Annotated in this window: 16 protein-coding genes; 9 read left to right on the top strand and 7 right to left on the bottom strand. The window is 72.7% G+C overall.

Features of this window, described 5'->3' with window-relative positions; genetic code table 11:
- Position 1 precedes the first annotated feature (1 nt).
- A complete protein-coding gene (locus ABD296_RS05460) occupies positions 2-1,510 on the top strand; it encodes a sugar ABC transporter ATP-binding protein (RefSeq protein WP_344262106.1) in 1,509 nt (502 codons plus the stop codon).
- A 6-nt stretch (positions 1,511-1,516) separates the two neighbouring features.
- Here ABD296_RS05460 and ABD296_RS05455 read toward each other — a convergent pair whose 3' ends face one another.
- Positions 1,517-2,506, bottom strand: coding sequence for a TIGR03621 family F420-dependent LLM class oxidoreductase (locus ABD296_RS05455; protein ID WP_344262104.1), 990 nt, complete (start codon positions 2,504-2,506; stop codon positions 1,517-1,519).
- A gap of 170 nt (positions 2,507-2,676) precedes the next feature.
- Between ABD296_RS05455 and ABD296_RS05450 the strand changes: the two genes are divergently transcribed.
- Both ABD296_RS05450 and mctP read left to right on the top strand, forming a co-directional pair.
- Positions 2,677-2,937, top strand: coding sequence for a DUF3311 domain-containing protein (locus ABD296_RS05450; RefSeq protein ID WP_344262102.1), 261 nt, complete (start codon positions 2,677-2,679; stop codon positions 2,935-2,937).
- A complete protein-coding gene (mctP, locus tag ABD296_RS05445) occupies positions 2,934-4,568 on the top strand; it encodes a monocarboxylate uptake permease MctP (protein WP_344262100.1) in 1,635 nt (544 codons plus the stop codon). Before ABD296_RS05450 ends, mctP begins: the two co-directional genes overlap by 4 nt.
- Positions 4,569-4,724: 156 nt before the next feature.
- On the opposite strand, the gene ABD296_RS05440 is transcribed toward mctP, so the two are convergent.
- The 3 genes from ABD296_RS05440 to ABD296_RS05430 form a co-directional block, all read right to left on the bottom strand.
- Positions 4,725-5,237, bottom strand: coding sequence for a GNAT family N-acetyltransferase (locus ABD296_RS05440; RefSeq protein WP_344262098.1), 513 nt, complete (start codon positions 5,235-5,237; stop codon positions 4,725-4,727).
- A gap of 29 nt (positions 5,238-5,266) precedes the next feature.
- A complete protein-coding gene (locus ABD296_RS05435; RefSeq protein WP_344262096.1) occupies positions 5,267-5,542 on the bottom strand; it encodes a hypothetical protein in 276 nt (91 codons plus the stop codon).
- Between the two features lie 72 nt (positions 5,543-5,614).
- Complete coding sequence (locus tag ABD296_RS05430) at positions 5,615-6,679, bottom strand: phosphotransferase family protein (protein ID WP_344262094.1); 1,065 nt, start codon at positions 6,677-6,679, stop codon at positions 5,615-5,617.
- Positions 6,680-6,796: 117 nt separating this feature from the next.
- Between ABD296_RS05430 and ABD296_RS05425 the strand changes: the two genes are divergently transcribed.
- From ABD296_RS05425 to ABD296_RS05405, 5 genes are all read left to right on the top strand, one after another.
- Entirely contained in the window at positions 6,797-8,089 is a 1,293-nt protein-coding gene (locus ABD296_RS05425; protein WP_344262092.1) for an acyl-CoA dehydrogenase family protein, read from the top strand.
- Positions 8,086-8,715 carry a TetR/AcrR family transcriptional regulator gene (locus tag ABD296_RS05420; RefSeq protein WP_344262090.1) on the top strand — a complete coding sequence of 210 codons (630 nt, stop codon included), beginning with the start codon at positions 8,086-8,088 and terminating at the stop codon, positions 8,713-8,715. Before ABD296_RS05425 ends, ABD296_RS05420 begins: the two co-directional genes overlap by 4 nt.
- A gap of 96 nt (positions 8,716-8,811) precedes the next feature.
- On the top strand, positions 8,812-9,174 hold the full coding sequence (locus tag ABD296_RS05415; protein WP_344262088.1) for a VOC family protein: 363 nt from the start codon (positions 8,812-8,814) through the stop codon (positions 9,172-9,174).
- Between the two features lie 163 nt (positions 9,175-9,337).
- Positions 9,338-10,780: a hypothetical protein gene (locus ABD296_RS05410; protein ID WP_344262086.1), complete on the top strand. Its 1,443-nt coding sequence runs from the start codon at positions 9,338-9,340 to the stop codon at positions 10,778-10,780.
- Complete coding sequence (locus tag ABD296_RS05405) at positions 10,777-11,931, top strand: ARPP-2 domain-containing protein (RefSeq protein ID WP_344262084.1); 1,155 nt, start codon at positions 10,777-10,779, stop codon at positions 11,929-11,931. Before ABD296_RS05410 ends, ABD296_RS05405 begins: the two co-directional genes overlap by 4 nt.
- 31 nt (positions 11,932-11,962) lie before the next feature.
- On the opposite strand, the gene ABD296_RS05400 is transcribed toward ABD296_RS05405, so the two are convergent.
- The 3 genes from ABD296_RS05400 to ABD296_RS05390 all read right to left on the bottom strand — a co-directional run bounded on the left by ABD296_RS05400 (position 11,963) and on the right by ABD296_RS05390 (position 15,212).
- Entirely contained in the window at positions 11,963-12,778 is an 816-nt protein-coding gene (locus tag ABD296_RS05400; protein WP_344262082.1) for a PIG-L family deacetylase, read from the bottom strand.
- A gap of 67 nt (positions 12,779-12,845) precedes the next feature.
- The gene (locus ABD296_RS05395) at positions 12,846-13,700 is read right to left on the bottom strand and encodes a class II glutamine amidotransferase (protein WP_344262080.1); all 855 of its coding nucleotides are present in this window, start codon (positions 13,698-13,700) and stop codon (positions 12,846-12,848) included.
- A 57-nt stretch (positions 13,701-13,757) separates the two neighbouring features.
- Entirely contained in the window at positions 13,758-15,212 is a 1,455-nt protein-coding gene (locus tag ABD296_RS05390; protein ID WP_344262078.1) for an amino acid permease, read from the bottom strand.
- A gap of 136 nt (positions 15,213-15,348) precedes the next feature.
- Between ABD296_RS05390 and ABD296_RS05385 the strand changes: the two genes are divergently transcribed.
- A complete protein-coding gene (locus ABD296_RS05385; protein ID WP_344262076.1) occupies positions 15,349-15,849 on the top strand; it encodes an HAD domain-containing protein in 501 nt (166 codons plus the stop codon).
- The last annotated feature ends 111 nt before the right edge of the window (positions 15,850-15,960 follow it).

The following is a 15,960-nucleotide window of genomic DNA, read 5'->3' as shown; positions in this document are numbered from 1 at the left end:
CATGCTGGTCGCCTCCGGCCTGGTCAAGCACTACGGCGGCGTCACCGCGCTGAACGGCGTCGGCATCACCCTGGACGCGGGGGAGGTGCACGCGCTCGTCGGCGAGAACGGCGCGGGCAAGTCCACCCTGGTGAAGATCATCTCCGGGGTGGTGCGGCCCGAGGGCGGCACCATCGAACTGGACGGCGCGCCGGTCCGGTTCTCCGATGCCCGGCAGGCCGCCGCGCAGGGCGTCGCGATCGTCTCGCAGGAGCTGATGACCTACGACGACCTGACTGTGCTGGAGAACCTGTTCCCCTATGGCGCGCCCCGCCGCCGCGGCCTGGTCAGCACCCGCGAGATGCGGCGGCTCGCCCGGCCCGTCCTGGACGAGCTGGGCATCGACCCGCCGCCGCACGCCAGGGCCGGGGACCTGCCACTCGCCGACAGGCAGCTGCTGGAGATCTCCCGCGCGCTGTTGCAGGAACCCCGCGTGCTGATCCTGGACGAGCCGACCTCCGCGCTGCCGCGCGCCGCTGCGGCCAGGCTCGCCGACGTGACCTGGCGCCTCGCCGAGCGCGGCTTGGCCGTCCTCTACATCTCGCACTTCCTGGAGGAGGTCATGCGGATCGCGACCCGGGTGACCGTGCTGCGCGACGGACGCGTCGTGCTGCCGGGCGCCGAGGCGGCGGACGTCGACCTGGACACCCTGGTCACCGCGATGCTCGGCCAAACCGCGGGCGGCCCGGCCGGAGCCGCCCCCGTACCCGCCGCCGCCCCGCGCCGCCCCGGCGGGGCGGCGGTCTCCCTCACCGGCGTCACGGTGCCCGGCCGGCTGCGGGACGTCTCGCTGACGGCGGCGGGCGGCGAGATCGTCGGGCTGGCCGGTCTGCAGGGCGCCGGCCATCTCGCGGTTCTGGACGCCGTGTGCGGGCGCGCCCGCCCGTCGTCGGGCTCCGTGCGGCTGCCGGACGGGCGGTCGCCCCGGTCGGCGCGGCACGCCGTCACGGCGGGCGTCGCCTACATCTCCGGCGACCGCAAGGGCCGCGGGCTGATGCTCGACAAGGCGCTGTGGGAGAACGTCACGTCGGTGAGCTGGCTCGGCCAGGGACGCGGCGGCTTCCTGCCGCGCCGCTCCCGCCTCGTCGACCGGTCCCGGGGCCACCTGGAAAGGCTGCGCGTCCGCGGCGACGTGCGCGTCCGCGCAGGCGACCTGTCGGGCGGCAACCAGCAGAAGGCCGTCCTCGCCAAGTGGCTGGACGCCGACCCGTCCGTCCTGGCGCTGGACGACCCGACGCGCGGTGTCGACGTCGGCGCCCGCGCCGAACTGCACGGCATCGTGCGGGACCTCGCCGAGAACGGGAAGGTGGTGCTGATCACGTCCTCGGACCTCGCCGAGCTGGTCGAGCTCTGCCATCGCGTCGTGGTGTTCCAGCGCGGCCGCGTCGTCGGGTCGCTGAGCGGCGGCCGGCTCACCGAGCCCGAGCTGAGCCTCGCCATGAACGCGGGGTTCGCCGGCTCCGCGCGCTGAGGCGCGTCACGCCAGGTGCGCGATGACGGGCGCGAAGGCGTCCATGGCCGCGTCGGGCACCTGGTAGTAGGTGAAGCCGTAGCGGTCGCGGCGGGCGAGCATCTGCTCGGCGATGTGCTCGGGCGGCCCGACGAACTGCGACGGCATCTCCAGCACCAGGTCGGTGGACGCGGTGCCCCAGCCGCGCGTGACCGCGACCTTGGCGGCCGCGCGGCGCGGGTCCGGACCGAACGTGGGCGTCACCAGCATGCTCAGCTCGACGTCGCGCCCGGCGGCGGCCTCCCGCACCCAGCCGACCTTGCGCTCGATGGTGTCCGGGAGCCGCTCGGTGATCTCCTCGGAGATCGTCCCGTCCGGCAGGGCGCGCGGCAGGATGCCGACGGTGTCGGCGAGCCGCCCGGCGATGCCGAGCATGCGGCGGCTGCCCGCCCCGACCACGAGGGGCACGCGGCGTTCCGGACGCGGGAAGACCGCCAGGCCGTCGACCCGGTAGTGCTCTCCGGCGAAGGTCGTCTTGCCGCCCGACAGCAGGCTCCGCAGGATCCGCAGCGACTCCTCCAGGCGGCCCACCCGCACGCCCGCGGCCTCGAACGGCATTCCGGCGGACGCGTACTCCTCGCGGAGCCACCCGGCGCCGACACCCAGCTCGAAACGGCCGCCGGACAGATGGTCGAGCGTGGCGGCCTCCTTCGCCAGCATCACCGGATGCCGGTAGTCGTTGCAGAGCACCATCGTGCCGACCCGCAGCGTGCTCGTCGCGGCGGCGGCCGAGGCCAGCGCGACCATCGGGGCGAGCTGGTCGCCGAACGGCTCGGCCGCGAAGTGGTCGCGCAGGACCAGCGCCGAGTAGCCGAGGTCCTCGGCGCGCCGCGCCGTCGCCGCCAGCTCCGTCCCGGAGCGGATCGACTCCCCGACCACACCGAAACGGAACGCGCGGTGGGCCTGGCCGGTGCGGGACCGATCCGAGCTTGCCTGGTCCGTGCGTGCTTCGTCCATGACCAGAGCATGCCGTGCGCCTGGACCGTTCCGCTGGCAGGAAAACGACACCCGGCTTCGACTTGGTCAACAAATCGCCCGGGGGCTGGTGCCCGCGGTCCGAAGATCGCAATATTGCGGGGGCGACATGCGCCCTGGCCGCTCGTTCCCCCGGCCCTGGAGGTCAGTCCGTGAGTGAAACGTCCCCCGCCCCGACACCCCCGCCACGCACGTCCGCACCCCGCACGTCCATGGCCCGCAAGGCGGTCGCGGGCGTCCTGCTGGTGGTCCCCTTCACCGTCTACCTGGCCGTGCCGACCTACGCCAAGGACGGCCCGCACCTGACCGGCTTCCCGTTCTTCTACTGGTGGCAGCTGCTGTGGGTGGTGCTCACGGCCGTCTGCATCGGCAGCGCCCACCTGCTGACCCGGAAGCGGGGTGCGGCGAAGTGAAGGACGTCAACGGCGTCGAGCTGACCATCTTCATCGTCTTCTTCGCGGTGGTGACCGCCGTCGGCTTCGCCGCCGCGCGCTGGCGCCGCGGCCAGACGATCATGCACCTGGACGAGTGGGGCCTCGGCGGGCGGAGCTTCGGCACGTTCATCACCTGGTTCCTGCTCGGCGGCGACCTCTACAGCGCCTACACCTTCGTCGCCGTGCCCTCCGCCGTGTTCGCGGGCGGGGCGATGGGCTTCTGGGCGGTGCCGTACGGGGCGATCGCCTACCCGATCGTGTTCCTGATCGGCCCGCGGCTGTGGTCGGTCGCGCACCGGCACGGCTACGTGACCGCCGCCGACTTCGTGCGCGGCCGGTACGGTTCGCGGTCGCTGGGTCTCGCCATCGCGCTCACCGGGATCCTGGCGATGATGCCGTACATCGCGCTGCAGCTCGTCGGCATCCAGGCCGTCCTGACGGTGATGGGCGTGTCCGGCTCCGGCTGGGCCAAGGACCTGCCGCTGTTCATCGCGTTCGCGCTGCTGGCCGCCTACACCTACACCTCGGGGCTGCGGGCGCCCGCGCTGATCTCGTTCGTCAAGGACGCGCTGATCTACATGGTCATCATCGTCGCGATCGTCTACATCCCGACCAAGCTCGGCGGCTGGGACGGCATCTTCGACAAGTCGGCCGCGGCCCTCGCCAAGCCGAGCCAGGCGACCGGCAAGCCCGCCGGGTCGCTGTTCACCAACGACATGACGCACTGGGCGTACGGGACGCTGGCGCTCGGCTCGTCGCTGGCGCTGTTCATCTACCCGCACAGCGTGACCGGTGCGCTCGCCGCCGGGCGCCGCGACGTGATCCGGCGCAACGCGGCGCTGCTGCCGGCGTACTCGCTGCTGCTCGGCCTGCTCGCGCTGCTCGGCTACATGGCGCTCGCCCACCCCGGCGTCGTCGCCGCCGTCAAGCACGCCGGCAACCCGCAGCTGGCGGTGCCGGAGCTGTTCGACCAGGTGTTCCCGGACTGGTTCGCCGGCGTCGCGTTCGCCGCGATCGGGGTCGGCGCGCTGGTGCCCGCCGCGATCATGTCGATCGCCGCGTCCAACCTGTTCACCCGCAACGTCTACACCTCCTACATCCGGCCGGACGCCTCGCCCGAGGAGGAGACCCGGGTGTCGCAGCTGGTGTCGCTGCTGGTGAAGCTGGGCGCGCTGGTGTTCGTGCTCGGCTTCGACAAGTCGCTGGCGATCAACCTGCAGCTGCTCGGCGGCATCTGGGTCGTGCAGACGTTCCCGGCGATCGGCATCGGCCTGTACACCCGGTGGCTGGACCGCTGGGGCCTGCTGGCCGGGTGGGCCGCGGGCATGGCGTACGGGACGTACACCGCCTACGACCAGTCGTCGGCGACGCAGAGCCACTTCGGGTCGCCGCTCGCCGACATCCCGTTCGTCGGCCACACCGGCTACATCGCGCTGACCGCGTTCGTGCTCAACATGGTCGTCGCGGTCGTGGTCACGCTGGTCGTGCGGGCGCTGAAGGTGCCGGCCGGCCAGGACGAGACGAGCGCCGACGACTACACCGCCGACGCGGGCGACCGGCTGGCCGCGCCGGAGGACCCGGCGGGCGAGCTCACCGGCAGCTCCGCCTGAGGGAGCGGCGCGGCCGGAGGGCCGCGCAGACCGGTGGGACGGGGCGAGCGGCTCGGTCGCCGTCCGTGCGGCGTAAGGGCGTCACCGACTGCCCCGCTCCCACCGGTCCCTTCCAGACTGCGCCCCGCCCGCCGCGATCCGCAAGGCGGGCGGGGTTCAGCCCGCGGCGTCGACGCGCTGGGCCAGCAGCCGCCCGGGCCAGTCGCCGACCTGGAACTCGGCGACGGTCTCGAACCCCTGCCGCCGGTAGTACTCGACGAGCCGCCCGTCCCCGCCGCCGTAGCAGTCGACGCGCAGCAGCCCGGCGCCCCGCGCCCGCGCCAGCCGTTTCGCCTCGCCGATCAGGGCGGACCCGACGCCCCGCCCGGCGAACGCCCGGTCGGTGACCAGCAGCGTGATGTACAGCTCCGGTTCGCCGGCCTCGCCGATGTAGGACGGCGGGCGCGGGGCGACCGCCATGACCCCGGCGGGGCGGCCGTCCGCCTCCGCCACCAGGATCTCGTCGTCGCGGGCGATGCCGGCGATCCGGTCGACCCGGCGCGGGTCGCGCGACCACGGCTCGGCGCCCCACTGGCCCGTCCGCCCGTCGCTCGCCAGCCACGCGACGGCGCCGTCCAGCATCGCCATGATCACGGGCGCGTCCTCCGGCCCGCCCTTGCGGATCTCCATCGCGGCACCTCCCACCCGTGATCATCGCATCAGCGGGGACGGGTCGGCGCTCCGTCTCCTCCGGACGTTCCAGTTCGCCGCCGCCGAACAGCCGGGCCGACGCACAGCCGCCGCGTCACCGCGAACGCCACCACCGGCCCGACGACGAGCGTCACGCGGAAGGACCAGGTGGTCGCGAACAGGGACACGTCGAACCGGTCGGCGATGACGTCGTTGCCGGCCGCCGCCCACAGCACGCCGTAGAAGACGATCCCCGTGACGCCCAGGCCCGTCCGGGTGGCGGCGTTGCGCGGCCGGTCCAGCACATGGTGGATCGCGGTGTCGCCGGTCGCGCGCTGCTCGATGAACGGGTACAGGGCGCCCGGATGCGCGGGCGGTCAGGAGGCGATGAACGCCTGCGCCCGCCGGAACAGCCCGAGCGTGATCGAGTGCAGCAGGTCGCCGGTCTCCTTCGGCGCCTTGCCCGCGAACGCGCGGGCGTGCGTGCCCTCCAGCACGATGCCGAGCTTGAAGCAGGCGAGCACCGCGTACCAGGTGATCGACGACAGGTCGCGGCCCGCCACGGCCTCGGCGCGCCCGGCGTAGGCCTCGACCAGCTCGTCCGCCGCCGGCAGGCCCCCGGCGGCGCCCAGCGGCCCGGCCAGTTGCGCGCTCTCGTCGCCGTGCTGCGGCCAGGTCGCCAGCAGCCAGCCGAGGTCGAGCAGCGGGTCGCCGATCGTGCACATCTCCCAGTCGACGATGGCCGCGACCTCGGGGCCGTCGAAGGAGTACATCAGGTTGGCCAGGTGGTAGTCGCCGTGCAGGACGCCGGGCCGCCACGTCGTCGGGCGGCGCTCCTCCAGCCAGCGCGCCACGTCGTCCACGCCCGGGATCTGCGGGCCGGGGTAGCCGTCCAGTGCGCTGTAGGAGTCCAGTTCCGACAGCCACCGGCTGACCTGCCGCTCCAGGAAGCCCTCAGGCTTGCCGAAATCGCCCAGGCCGGCCGCCTCGTGGTCGACCGCGCCCAGCGCGGACAGCGCCCGCGCAGCGTTCAGGCCCATCTCGTGCCGGACGGCTGCGTCGCCGGCGTGCAGGTCGGGCAGCGTCACCGACGCGTTGAAGCCCTCGACCGGCGTCATCAGGTAGAAGACCGCGCCGTTCATGACGGACTCGTCCGGGCAGGCCGCGATCACGCGCGGCGCGGGCACGTCGGTTCCGTCCAGCGCCGCCAGGACGCGCGCCTCGCGGCGCAGCACATCGTTGGTGCGGGCGCGCAGGTGCGCGGGGCCGCGCCGCAGCACGTAGTCCCCGCCGCCGCGGCGGAAGCGGACCAGCGTGTTCTGCGTCCCGCCGGTGAGCGGCTCCACGTCCTCGAACGCGCCGCCCGGCAGCCCCTGGCCGTCCATCCACCCGGCCAGGACGGCGAAGTCCACGAGGGCGGGGTCGATCTGCTCAGGCTGCACGGCGGTTCCCTTCGGGCACGGCGGTCTACCGGAGAGTAACAGTCATGCACTTGCATTATTCATTGAGGCGGCACGATTATTCAGGGGACGCAGCGCACCGACCGCAGGAGGCTCGCGATGGCCTGGGACTTCGAGACCGACCCCGCCTACCAGGAACTTCTCGACTGGGCGGACGCGTTCGTCCGCGACGAGGTCGAACCCCTCGACCTCGTGCTGGGCGACCCGTACGACAAGTCCGACCCCCGTTACAAGACGATCGTCCGGCCGTTGCAGGACCAGGCCCGCGAGAAGGGCCTGTGGGCCTGCCACCTCGGCCCCGACCTCGGCGGGCAGGGATACGGGCAGGTGAAGCTGGCCCTGCTGAACGAGATCCTCGGACGGTCCCGCTGGGCGCCGTCGGTGTTCGGCTGCCAGGCGCCCGACTCCGGCAACGCCGAGATCATCGCCCACTTCGGCACGCCCGAGCAGAAGGAGCGCTACCTGCGCCCGCTGCTGGACGGCGAGATCTCCTCCTCGTACTCGATGACCGAGCCGCACGGCGGCGCCGACCCGACCCTGTTCACCACCCGCGCCGTCCGCGACGGCGACGGCTGGGTCATCAACGGCGAGAAGTGGTTCTCCTCCAACGCCCGGCACGCCGAGTTCCTCATCGTCATGGCCGTCACGAACCCCGACGTGTCCGCCTACGAGGGCATGTCGATGTTCATCGTCCCGGCCGGGACGCCGGGCCTGACCACCGTCCGCAACGTCGGGGTCGGCGGCGAGCGCGAGGGCTCGCACGGCTACCTGCGCTACGAGAACGTCCGCGTCCCGGCCGAGAACCTCCTCGGCGAGGAGGGCGGCGCGTTCGTCATCGCGCAGACGCGCCTCGGCGGCGGCCGCATCCACCACGCCATGCGCACGATCGCGCAGGTCCGCAAGGCGTTCGACATGATGTGCGAGCGCGCCGTGTCCCGGCAGACCCGGTCCGGCCCGCTGGCGAAGATGCAGATGACCCAGGAGAAGATCGCCGACAGCTGGATCGAGATCGAGCAGTTCCGGCTGCTGGTGCTGCGCACCGCCTGGCTGATCGACAAGCACAAGGACTACAAGAAGGTCCGCAAGGACATCGCCGCCGTCAAGGCCGCGATGCCGAAGGTGTACCACGACGTCGCGCAGCGGGCGATGCACCTGCACGGCGCGCTCGGCGTGTCGAACGAGATGCCGTTCACCGCCATGATGATGGGCGCGCAGGCCATGGCCATCGCCGACGGCCCCACCGAGGTCCACAAGATCACCGTGGCGCGGCAGCTGCTGCGCGACGTCGAGCCCGTCGAGGGCCTGTGGCCGTCCGGGCACCTGCCGACCCGCCGCGAGGCGGCCCGCGCCCGCTTCGCCGACGCCCTGGAACACGCTATAGGTAACGAATGAACGAGACGCGGGAGCGCCTGCTGGACGCGGCCGAGCGGCTCTACGCCGAGCGGGGGATCGACGCCGTCAGCCTGCGCGAGATCGTGCAGGCCGCCGGCGCCCGCAACGCCACGGCCGTGCAGTACCACTTCGGCGACCGGGCGGGGATCGTGCGCGCGATCCACGCCCGGCACGCCCCGGAGGTCGAGGCGCGCCGGCACGCCCTGCTCGACGCCTACGAGGCGGACGGCGAGCGGGACCGGCGCGCGCTCGCCGCAGCCCTCGTCCGCCCGATGGCCGCCTGCCTGCGCGACGAGTCGGGGCGGGCGTTCCTGCAGATCTGGGCGGACGGGCTGAACCGGCTGCGTCCCGTGGTCCCCGTCGCCGAGGACGCGGCCGACAGCCTGCACCGGTGGCGCAGGCTCGTCGAGCCCGTCCTGGAGGAGGACGCGGCGCGGCTGCACCGCCGGTTCACCGCGATCCTGTACGCCGCGACCGAGCTGGCCCGCCGCGCCCGCACCGGCCCCCGCACCGACGACCGGCTGTTCACCAGCTACCTGATCGACGTCGTCGCCGCGATCCTGAGCGCGCCCGTCTCCGAGGAGACGCGCCGCCTCGCCGACGAGCGCGACGCCGCCCGCCGCTGACAGGGCCCGCCGGGCTCGCGGCTCCCATTCGTCCAAGACGCGCCGGGGAGGCGGCGCGGAGACTGGGCATGCCAGCGGACGACCAGGGAGGATGACATGACCAGTGAGATCCGGCGGACCTTCTACCCGCTGATCGCGACCGCCGACCCGCAGAAGTCGATGGAGTGGCTGGAGAAGGCGTTCGGGTTCGTCCCGCACGAGGTCTACCGGAACGACGGCGGCGACATCGTGCACGCCGAGATGCGCTACGACACCGGGATCTTCATGTTCGGCGCCGGCGTGCAGGTCAAGGCGGCGGTCTACGTCGCGGTCGACGACCCGGACGCCCACCACGACCGCGCCAAGGCGGCCGGCGCCGAGATCTTCCGCGAACTCGCCGACACCGACTACGGCTCGCGCGACTACGCCGCCCGCGACCTGGACGGCAACGAATGGTACTTCGGCACCTACCGTCCCTGACGCGGAAAACGCGGAGCTCGCCCCGTATCCCGGTGTTACGGTGCGGGGGCCGGCCGCGGGACTCCGGTGCGACTTCCGGAACTTGCCTTTCACGCGATGATTCGCAGTTCGCGCCTCCCTTCCCCGGCCGGCACCCCGAGCCCCCGGCCACCGTTGGGAAGCGATGAGCGAGACGTTCGCGGACCTGATCGCCTGCGAGGACGCGCTGATGTTCGTCAACGCGGCGATCACCTCCACCGGGCAGCGGGAGTTCCACCACCACCCGGGCGAGCAGCACCTCTCCCTCGAATTCCTGCACACCTACATGCTGGAGAACTACCGCGAGGTCTACGCCGCGGCGCTGGCGCTCGACGTGAACGACCACAACGCGGCGATCATCGTCCGCAACCTGCTGGTGCGGGCGGGCGACGCCGGCGCCGAGCGGCGCCGGCTGGAGGGACGGCTGATCGCGCGGCGGTTGGAGCTGATGCCGCGGCAGCGCGTGTACCGGCTGATCCGCGAGCTGCGCCGGCTGAAGGTCAACAACCGGCGGACGCGCGCGATCATCCGCGACTGGCTGGCCGGCCGCGCCGACCCCGCGTTCGACGCGGTCAAGTACCGCGGCGGCGTCAAGACCGCGATCCGCCACGCCCACGTCGAGCCGGACGGCGAGCTGCGCGACTTCCTGTTCGCCCCGCACCGCGTCAAGGCCTACGAGACGCCGATCTTCGAGCGGTGGCGCCGCGCGCACTACGAGAAGGCCGCGCTGTACGAGCTGCCCTACACGGTCGCCGAGGGGTTCGCCGCCAAGCACGGCGTTCCCCGCGAGGTGTTCCTGGAGCGCATCGCGCCGCGCCTGACCCGCCTGGAGCGGCTGCGCCTGCAGGAGAGCGCGCGGGAGGCGAAGGCCGGGGCGGTCGCCGCGGACCTGACCGTGATGCCGCTGACCAGGCTGGCCTCCTACGTGCTGTCGCTCCCGCTCGACGACCGCGCCGCCCGCCGCGCGGAACTGACCGAGGCGCTGCGGACGGCGGCCCGCCGCGTGGCCGGCGCGGCGCGCGGCTCGTGGGGCCGGGTCGCGGCCGTGCTGGACGACAGCCACTCCTCGACCGGCTCCGGGCAGAAGCGGCGCCGCCCGCTGGCGGTCGCGCTCGCCGCGCACTACCTGCTGGAGGCGCTGGCGAAGGAGTACGTCCCGCTGTGGACGTCGGGGCGCACCGACGAGCTGCTGGTCCACCCGTTCGGGCCCACGCCGCTGGGGGAGCGGATCCTCGACGCGCTGGAGGCCCGGCCCGAGCGGCTGGTCATCATCTCCGACGGCTGGGACAACGCGCCGCCCGGCCTGGCCGCGGACGTCCTGCGGATCTGGCGGACGCGCCTGGACCCCGGCCACCGGCTCGCGCCCGGGCAGCGGGTCCTGATCGCCCACCTCAACCCGGTGTACGACGCCGACGACTTCGACGTGCGGCGGCTGTCGCCGTCCGTGCCGACCGCCGGAATCCGCGACGCCGAGGACCTGCCGACGCTGGTCGAGCTGGCCCGGTTCGCCGAGGGACGGGTCGGCCTGGCCGGCCTGCGGGCCCACCTGGACGACCGGACGGCCCGTTTCCTGGGGGAGGGCGCATGACGTTCGCGCTGGACGGCCTGGAGACCAGGCCCGCTCAGGTGTGGGGTTCGATCCGGCTGGTCCCGCTCGTCCGGGACGAGCCCGTCCCGCATCTGCGCCTGCACCGGAAGGTCTACGAGGAGCCGGTGTCGGTCGTGGACGTCGGCGACGGGACCGCCTACGCCGCGTTCGTCCCGCACGCCTTCGTCGCGGACTGGAGCGACGGCGACCCGGGCCGTTCCGCCGCGTACGGGACGCGCCTGCTGGAGCGGGACACCGCCGCCGCCCCGCCGCGCATGCCCGTGCGCTTCACCCGGCGCATGGCGCGGAAGGCCGGCAGGGACCGGCTCCGCTTCCTGCCCCTGCACCTGGCCGTCGAGGGCTACCTCGCGCTGCACTTCGGCGGCCCCGAGATCGTGTGGGAGGAGTGGTCGAGGCGGGCGGTGGCGCGCGGCCTGTCGCCGCGGTGCGAGGAGACCTACCTCGGGCTGCGGGTGCGCGGCCTGGAGGACGCGCTGCGGATCTTCGAGATCCATCCGGGGCAGTGCGGCCTGCTCGTCTACGTGGCCGACGCCCTGGCGAGCGCGTTCGTCGTGCCGCATCCGGGCGACTACCGGGCCCTGCACGCGACGCTGGTCGAGGACCTGTTCGGCGAGCTGATCTACAAGTACGGGCTGCTCGGCGCGCCGGCCGGCGACGTGTCCGCGCCGATCGACGGCGTCGGCATCACCTCGATCCGCGAGCTGCGCGCCGCCGCGTCCCGCCGCCGCGAGGAATGGGCGGCGTTCCACGACGAGGTCATGGCCGGCGACCTGTTCGACGACGAAGGATCAACGCAGCTCGTGCAGCGGATGCACGGGTTCCGGCTGTCGCGCTTCCTGCCGTCCTTCGGGCTCCGCAAGGAGAACCACATCGGCGAGACGATCACGGACGAGGACGGCCGCGTCGCCTACCTGAAGACGTTCCGGCTCTCGGACACGCAGGTGCGCCGCGGCTACCTGCTCAAGCGGCTGGCCGAGAACGGGTGGCGGCTGGACGCGACCGCCGCCGTCCTCGGCATCGGCGAGGCCGCCCTGGCGCTGCGGCTGGAACGGGCGGGCTTCGCCTCCCTGCTGCGCCAGGACGTCCTTGACCACTACCGGGCCCGGGCGCGGCGCGCGGCCCCAGCCTGAGCCCGCCGCCCGAGCCCCGCGGCGTCCGGCGTCAGCGCAGGCCCGCGAACAGGTCGTCCTCGGTGGCGGGGGCGGCGTCGACGCGGTTGAAGTGCCGGATGAACGTCTCGTTCGAGAAGGCCATGTGCTGGACCTCCTCGGGCAGCCGCAGGAAGAAGATGTTCTCGCCCTGGCTCGCGTGCGCCTGCAGCGCCTTGACCTTGCGCTCGGCGTAGGGGGAGACGTCCACGGCGCTGGTGATCATCTCGTCCGGGACGCCGAAGTCGTCCGGGGGCTCGAAGCCCAGGTCGACCCCCGCCGACTTCGCGACCTCGAACATCTGCGCGACGCCGGACCGGGGGATCGCGGTGTAGTACAGCTTGTCCGGGATGCCGGTCTTCTCGGTGGCCGCGACGGCGATGCGGTGCGCCTGGATGTGGTCGGGGTGCCCGTAGCCGCCGTTCTCGTCGTAGGTGACGACGACCTGCGGGCGGTAGCGCTCCATCAGCTCGGCCAGCCGACCGGCGGACTCCTCCAGCGGGACGTTCGCGAAGGCGCGCGGGTCCTCGTTGGTGGACCAGCCCTCCATGCCGGAGTCGCGGTAGCCGAGCAGCTCCAGGTGCGTCACCGCGAGGATCCCCGCCGACTCGCGCACCTCGGCGAGCCGCCGCTGCGCGACCTCCTCGGCGTCGTGGCCCGGCTCGCCCGGCTTCACGCCGCCCGAGTCGTCGCCCTGCTCGCCGTTGGTGCAGGTGACCAGCACCGTCCGGATCCCCTCGGCGGCGCACCGCGCGAGCAGCCCGCCGGTGCTGAGGACCTCGTCGTCCGGGTGGGCGTGGACCGCCATCAGGGTGAGTTCGTGCTCCATTGCTCCGGGACTCCTCAAGGGCGCTCGTCCGACCCGGTCAACCCTACGTGCCCGCGGGTGAAGCGGATCACGTCTGCGACGTGGCCTCGGTCACCGAGAGATCGTCGGGGGACACCCGGTGGGCCGGCCGGTCGAACGGGAACAGCGAGGTCGCGGTGGAGCCCTCCGCGACCAGCAGCTCGCCGGGCTCCAGCAGCCGCCAGCCGGGGTCGTCGTCCATCCGCTCGCTGGCCAGGACGTGGGCGGCCGCTCGCTCGCGGTGCGCCGACACGTGCACCCGGCCGGGCTCGCGGCCGGACGACAGGTGGCAGACCGCCTCGTCCTGGCCGAGCTCCTGCTCCAGCACCCACAGCTCATGGGTGTCGGGGTAGCGCAGCGCCCACAGCCGCCCCGACTCGGCGAGCAGGATGTTCAGCGCGAAGACCGGTACCTCGGCGGCGATGCGCCGGACCGCGGCGATCAGGCCGGCGGCGGTGTCACTGTGCCGCCGGATCTCCGCCGTCACGTAGGCGAAGACCAGCTCGGAATCGGTCCGCCCCTGCACCGGGGCGCGCTCCACGTCGGTGAGCCAGGAGCGGATCACGTCGAGGCCGCGGACCATCCCGTTGTGCGCGAACAACCGGTCGTCCATGACGAACGGATGGGAGTTGTGCACCTCGGGCCTGCCCGTCGAGGCGTACCGGACGTGCGACATGAACGTGTGGGAGACGATGTCGCGGGCCTCGGCGTTGAAGTCGGCGTCCTCGAACGCCGCGATGGGCGCGCGGTCGCGGACGGGCTCCCCGCCGAGCGAGAACCAGCCGAGCCCCGTCCCGTCGGGCATCCGGCGGCTCTGGGAGTTCAGGCTGTCGGGGGCGTCCAGCAGCCAGAACGTGGCGTGCACGCGCGGCCCGCCGGTCGTCATCCCGAACAGTCGGCACATGCCCCCACAATGCCCGCCCGGCCGGGGCCGAATCGGTCCCGGCGGGTCAGGGATCGGTCATTCTTCCGCCGCGGCACCCGCGCGGGACGCCCGGACGGCCGCGATGCGGCCCCGCGCGCAGAACCAGCCGGCCACCAGCGCGGCGATGATCACCGGGACGGCCAGCACGGTGTTGTGCCCCTCGCCGTCGCGGTCGAACCACATCAGCACGAGCACCGAGGCGAGGAAGACCAGCGTGACGATCTCGGTGACCGGCGAGCCGGGCAGCCGGTAGGACGGCCGGCGGAGCGTCCCCTCGCGGGACCGCCGGACGAACAGCAGGTGCGCGATCATGATCATCGCCCAGGTGCCGAGGATGCCGATCGCCGCGAAGTTCAGCACGATCTCGAAAGCGTCCTTGGGGACCCAGGCGTTGAGCCCGACGCCGAGCACGCAGATCGCCGTGGTCAGCAGGATGCCGCCGTAGGGCACCTGCGACCTGCTCATGGCCATGGTGAACCGGGGCGCCGAGCCGGCCGCGCCGAGCGAGCGCAGGATCCGGCCGGTGGAGTACAGCCCGGAGTTGAGGCTGGACAGCGCCGCGGTGAGCACGATCAGGTTCATCACGCCGCCCGCCGCGGGCACGCCCAGCTTGCCCAGCACGGTGACGAAGGGGCTCTCGCCCTCCTTGTAGGCGCTCCAGGGCAGCAGCATCGTGAGCAGCAGCACCGATCCCACGTAGAACACCAGGATCCGCCAGACGATCGAGTTGATCGCCTTCGGCATGACCTTCTCGGGGTTCTCGGTCTCGCCGGCGGCGACGCCGACCAGCTCGGTCGAGGCGTAGGCGAACACGACGCCCTGGACGACCACCAGCATCGGCAGCACGCCCTTGGGGAAGACGCCGCCGTGGTCGAACATCATCATCGGCCCGGCGTCCTGCGCGCCGACCTTGTGCCCGGTGACCACCAGCACGATGCCGACGCACATGAACGCCACGAGCGCGCCCACCTTGACGATGGAGAACCAGAACTCCAGCTCGCCGAAGATCCGCACCGAGATCAGGTTGATGGTGACGACCACCGCGAGCGCGATCAGCGCCAGCACCCACTGCGGAATGCTCGTGAACATCTTCCAGTAATGGATGTAGAGCGCGATCGCCGTGATGTCGACGATGCCGGTCGTGGACCAGTTGAGGAAGTGCATCCAGCCCGCGACGAAGGCCCCCTTCTCGCCCATGAACTCGCGCGAGTAGGAGACGAACGACCCCGACGAGGGGCGGTGCAGGACCAGCTCGCCGAGCGCCCGCACGACCATGAACGAGAAGAACCCGCAGACCGCGTACGCGATGGCCAGCGACGGGCCGGCGCTGGCCAGCCGCCCGCCGGCGCCGAGGAACAGCCCGGTGCCGATGGCCCCGCCGATCGCGATCATGTTGACGTGGCGGGTCTTGAGGGACTTGCGGTAGCCGGCGTCCCCGGCGTCGACGTGCGACGTCCCGGCCGGCGCCGTCCTCAAATCCTGGTCGCTCACGCCTCGTTACCGCCTCTCCACAGGGTGTCGCCTCGATGAGCCCGGTGCAGTTTCGGTCATGGAGCCAAAACTGTCAAAACGCTGCCCAAAATGACCTTGATGTAACTTCCCTTCCGCATGCCGTAGGTTCTCGGGTATGGGGTCGCCGCTGGTGCTGCTGGACGTTGACGGAGTGCTCAATCCGTTCGAAAGGCCGCACCGGGGCTACAAGCGGCACCGGTGCTCGCCCAACGGCGTCACCTACCGCCTGTGGCTGAACGCCGCGCACGGCCCGTCCCTGCTCGAACTGGCCGAATCCACCGGGGCCGAACTGGCCTGGGCGAGCTACTGGTGCGACAACGCCAACGAGTGGATCTCGCCCCGGATCGGGCTGCCCGAACTGCCGTTCGTGCCGATCCCGCGGTTCCCCGGCATCGAGGAGGGCGGCACCCTCGGCGCCTGGAAGGCCCGGCACGTCGCGGCGTGGGCCGAGCGGCGGCCGTTCGTCTGGTTCGAGGACGAACCGGACGCGACGGAGTGCATCGCCGGCGAGGAGGGCGTGGGCGAGCACCTCCTGGTCGCCGTCGACCCGCTCGTGGGCCTCACCGACGGCGACCTCGAACGCGGCGCCGCCTGGCTGCGCGCCCTCGCCCGCTGAGGCGGAGTCCGGAACGTCGCGCGGAGGCCGCGGGTCTCCACATCGCCGGGCCACAACCGGGGCGGCGGCTCTTGTCAGGGCCCGCTTACATCGGTGGACGGCCGCCGGGCA

Source organism: Actinomadura napierensis (assembly GCF_039529375.1).
Taxonomy (GTDB): domain Bacteria; phylum Actinomycetota; class Actinomycetes; order Streptosporangiales; family Streptosporangiaceae; genus Spirillospora; species Spirillospora napierensis.
The sequence above is the reverse complement of the archived record's forward strand: the minus strand, read 5'-3'. Positions and strand labels throughout refer to the sequence as shown.